The 3,846-nt window shown below is 63.3% G+C and carries 4 protein-coding genes; 3 read left to right on the plus strand and 1 reads right to left on the minus strand.

From position 1 onward, the window contains the following. Positions 1-275, plus strand: a 275-nt coding sequence (locus AC1D1W_RS20045) for a hypothetical protein (protein WP_476944623.1), incomplete at its 5' end; no start/stop codon positions are given. A 242-nt stretch (positions 276-517) separates the two neighbouring features. On the opposite strand, the gene AC1D1W_RS20050 is transcribed toward AC1D1W_RS20045, so the two are convergent. Further along, positions 518-1,066 carry a recombinase family protein gene (locus AC1D1W_RS20050; RefSeq protein ID WP_476944624.1) on the minus strand — a complete coding sequence of 183 codons (549 nt, stop codon included), beginning with the start codon at positions 1,064-1,066 and terminating at the stop codon, positions 518-520. Positions 1,067-1,693: 627 nt separating this feature from the next. On the opposite strand from AC1D1W_RS20050, the gene AC1D1W_RS20055 reads away from it, so the two are divergent. After that, a complete protein-coding gene (locus AC1D1W_RS20055) occupies positions 1,694-2,677 on the plus strand; it encodes a LysR substrate-binding domain-containing protein (protein ID WP_476858161.1) in 984 nt (327 codons plus the stop codon). After that, on the plus strand, positions 2,667-3,846 hold a 1,180-nt coding region (locus tag AC1D1W_RS20060), incomplete at its 3' end, for an enolase C-terminal domain-like protein (RefSeq protein WP_476944625.1). The genes AC1D1W_RS20055 and AC1D1W_RS20060, both read left to right, overlap by 11 nt.

Below are 3,846 nucleotides of genomic sequence, written 5' to 3' on the forward strand. Positions count from 1 at the left end.
GGACGGGCCTCCTGCCAGGACAACACGTGTGGGTCCGGCCCAACGACGGTGCGACCTTCGCAGCCGTCATCGAAACGAAGACCAATAATTCCAGCGCAGTGTGGATTCTACGTGATGACAGCTTGCAGACCCGGCAGGTTTTCGGGCATACCGAGGGCATCCACGTAGTGCCGATCGAACAAGCTGCCGATCTGGCAGACCAGACGAGCGAGGCCCCCGGAAGGAACCCAGGCAGCAAAATCTACCCCGGGTTCGGTACACAAAAGATTGAATGAAGCTGCGCGACTCGACGAAAGACTGACCGAGGCCACAGCCAGTCTTATCAACGCCGTCGCCGTCAAAAGTGCGGGCATCCTTGACCCCGCAACCCGAATCCACAGAATGCCGCGTAATCTGATCGTCCGTTAAGTTAGCCCAAAAGTACCGCCATAATGATCCGTCACACGTGCAAGTTCCGGTACGGCGGCGGACCGCGTGGATGTCACCCCCGGGTTGTCGGGACCGCTCTCCGTGTTGCCTATATAAGGTATCGGTACACCGTGGCGCGGGAGACTCCGAGCATCCTGCCGATGTCGGAGGCACTGATTCCTTTGCCTTTGAGTTCTTTAGCTCGGGCAGCAGCAGCATCGTCCACCTTGCGGGGCCTTCCGCCGTGGCGGTTGTTGGACGCGGCCGCAGCGAGGCCAGCCCTGGTGCGTTCGATCATAGTGTCGCGCTCCAGCTGAGCAAACGCGGCCATGATCGTCAGCATGGCGGTGCCCATGGGTCCGGTTGTGTCCAGCCCTTCGGTCAGGGACCGGAAACCTGCTCCCCGCTCCCTGATGTCCTCAACAAGATCAAGAACGTGCCGGGTGTTGCGGCCCAAGCAGTCAAGCTTCCACACGGTGAGTACGTCGCCGGCCTCCAGCCGGTCCAAGGCCCTGGACAGCTGAGGGCGTTCCGTCGTGGACCCGCTGACTCCATCGTCGGCAAATATCCTGGCTGCGCCGGCGGCCTTGAGTGCTGTGAGCTGCAGATCGAGGTTCTGTTCCGTGGTGGAAACCCTCGCGTAGCCGATCACGGCCATCGCCGCCTCCAGATTCTCTTTATCCCGACCAATTCTCAGTTATGAACTACCTGTTCTTGGACGGCATTTCGAGACGGGCAGCGTCCGTCTCGCGGCGGGGATTTTCGAAACCCATGGCTGAACGACCAAGCTGTCTCAGTAATTGATCGTTTGCGAGACTGAGGTGTGTCAAGGATGTGGGACAGTGCCTGACACTGCGGAGGCTGTGACTGTTCGTTGAGAATGGCTGTTAATTCACAGTTGGGAATGGCGGTTTCAGTGCCGCGCAGGCCGAAGGGGCTAGTGTCATCTGGCCCAGCTTCCAGGAATTGTGAGGTCAGCCCGGAGGCCCGTTTTGTCCGCGGCGAAGAACTTGTCCTCCTCGTCCATCCAGCGATGCCAAAGTACCCGCTCCGTCTCGTTCTATGCCGCGTCGTAGACTCTCATCCTTTAGAGCCTCCACTCATATCGCGAATGTAACCCTCCTTGCCGCTGGCCTGCCTGTCCGCGCCCGGCCGCCCACAGGCGGAGATTGGTATGCGAAACGTCCCAATAGCTCCGAAATAGGTATTTCCCCTAACTAATCCGTCCTCCTAAGCTGGTCGGAGTACGGCATATCGCCTGCTTCGAGCTGCCCGGGAGCTTCTTATGGAGACGCGCCACCTCAAGTACTTCATTGCAGTGGCCGAGGAACGTCACTTCGGCCGCGCAGCCCAGCGGCTGCACATGGCCCAGCCGCCGTTGTCCCAACAGATCCGGCAGCTGGAGGAACAGCTCGGCACACCCTTGCTGCTGCGCACTACGCGCAAGGTGGATCTCACCCCAGCCGGACAGGTCCTGTTGGATCGAGGACGGCTGCTAATGCAGGAACTGGAAGCTCTGGAGGAGGACGTCCGGCAGGTCGGCGCAGGTGCCACTGGCGTCCTCCGCGTCGGCTTCACCGGAACAGCCACCTACCGGCTGATGCCCAGCATCGTCCAGGCCGCCCGACGCACTTTTCCCGGGCTCCGCATCACCGTTCAGGGCGAAATGCTGACGCCGCAGATGGAGTCCGCACTCGAGGACGGAAGGCTCGACGTCGCCGTCCTCCGACCCCCAGTCCGTTCCGGAACTGTGGCCCTCAAACTGCTCGAACAGGATCAGCTGGTCGCGGCACTCCCGGCGGATTCGCCGCTGGCGGAAAAGGGCACCCTGGAACTGGCGGAGCTCGCCGGCCAGGACTTCGTCGGTTATCCGAGCTACTCCGCGGTCAGCAGCATCGTCGTGGATGCCTGCCGCAAAGCCGGGTTCCAGCCGCGGCTCGTCCAGGAGGCCAGGGAAACCTCCACCCTGCTCTCGCTCGTCGCGGCGGGGATGGGGATCGCCCTAGTGCCGATGACTTCCCGGATGTTTTCCTTTCAGGGTGTCGTCTTCCGTCCGTTGCATAACCCGCCGCCGGTCGACCTCGCCGTTGCCTGGATCCGCGACGCTGAGACACCCCTGCTGCGCAGCTTCCTGCAGCTCTTCGATTTACCTCCCACATCGGGTCCTGGCCAGCAACAGCCCCCGCTTCGCCCCGCGGAGTCGCCGGCCCAGTCCCTGCCACAGTCACAACCCGCATCCGCAACAAAGGAACCACCCCGTGAAAATTGACCGCATTGAGGCCATTCCCTACGCCATTCCTTACGCGCGGCCGCTGAAGTTCGCCAGCGGCGAGGTGACTTCCGCGGAACACGTGCTGGTCCGGATCTACACGGACACCGGCATCTGCGGTATCGCGGACACCCCGCCGCGGCCCTACACCTACGGCGAAACCCAGGATTCGATCGTCTCGGTGGTGACCAAGGTCTTTGCCCCGCAACTCATCGGGCTGGACCCGCTGGACCGCTCCAAGGTCCAGCAGCTGCTCCGGCGCACGGTCAACAACCCCACGGCCAAGGGGGCCCTGGACATCGCGCTCTGGGATGTCATCGGGATCTCGCTGGGCACCCCGGTGCACAAACTGCTGGGCGGCTTCACCGACAGCATGCGGGTCTCGCACATGTTGGGCTTCAAGCCCGCCGCCGAGCTTCTGGAAGAAGCGCTGCGGTTCCGTGAAAAGTACGGCATCAACACCTTCAAGCTCAAGACCGGGCGGCGGCCCCTCTCCCTCGACGTCGAGGCCTGCCATGTTTTGCGGGAGGGCCTTGGCGAGGACGCCGAGATCTACCTCGACGCCAACCGTGGCTGGACGGCGAACGAGGCCATGGAGGTCCTGCGCAGGACCGAAGGCCTGGGCCTGTCCATGCTGGAGGAGCCGTGCGATGCCGGCGAGGCGATGGGCCGGCGCCGGCTGGTGCAGAGCTCGAGCATCCCGATCGTGGGCGACGAAAGTGTCCCCACCCTGGGCGATGTCTCCCGCGAATTGCTTTCCGGCGGCAGCACCGCGATCTGCATTAAGACTGCGCGCAGCGGTTTCACCGAAGCCCAGCAGATCCTCGGCCTCTGCGTGGGCCTCGGCGTGGACGTCACGATGGGCAACCAGATCGACACCCAGATCGGCAGCCTCGCCACGGTCACCTTTGGTGCGGCGTTCGAGGCCAGCTCCCGGCGGGCCGGGGAGCTCTCCAACTACCTGGACATGACGGACGACCTGCTCGCGGAGCCGCTAAAAATCATGGACGGCGCCGAGCAGGTCGTCCGTCATGTCCAGGTAGTTGGAGAGCTCCCCGGCCCGCCGGGAGCTGGCCTCGAACGCCGCACCAAAGGTGACCGTGGCGAGGCTGCCGATCTGGGTGTCGATCTGGTTGCCCATCGTGACGTCCACGCCGAGGCCCACGCAG

The organism is Arthrobacter sp. P1_B4 (assembly GCF_056406555.1).

Bases quoted from the DNA above. Each gene is read 5' to 3' on its own strand.
- AC1D1W_RS20055 (WP_476858161.1), top strand. From the start codon at position 1,694: ATGGAGACGCGCCACCTCAAGTACTTCATTGCAGTGGCCGAGGAACGT.
- AC1D1W_RS20050 (WP_476944624.1), bottom strand. From the start codon at position 1,066: ATGGCCGTGATCGGCTACGCGAGGGTTTCCACCACGGAACAGAACCTC.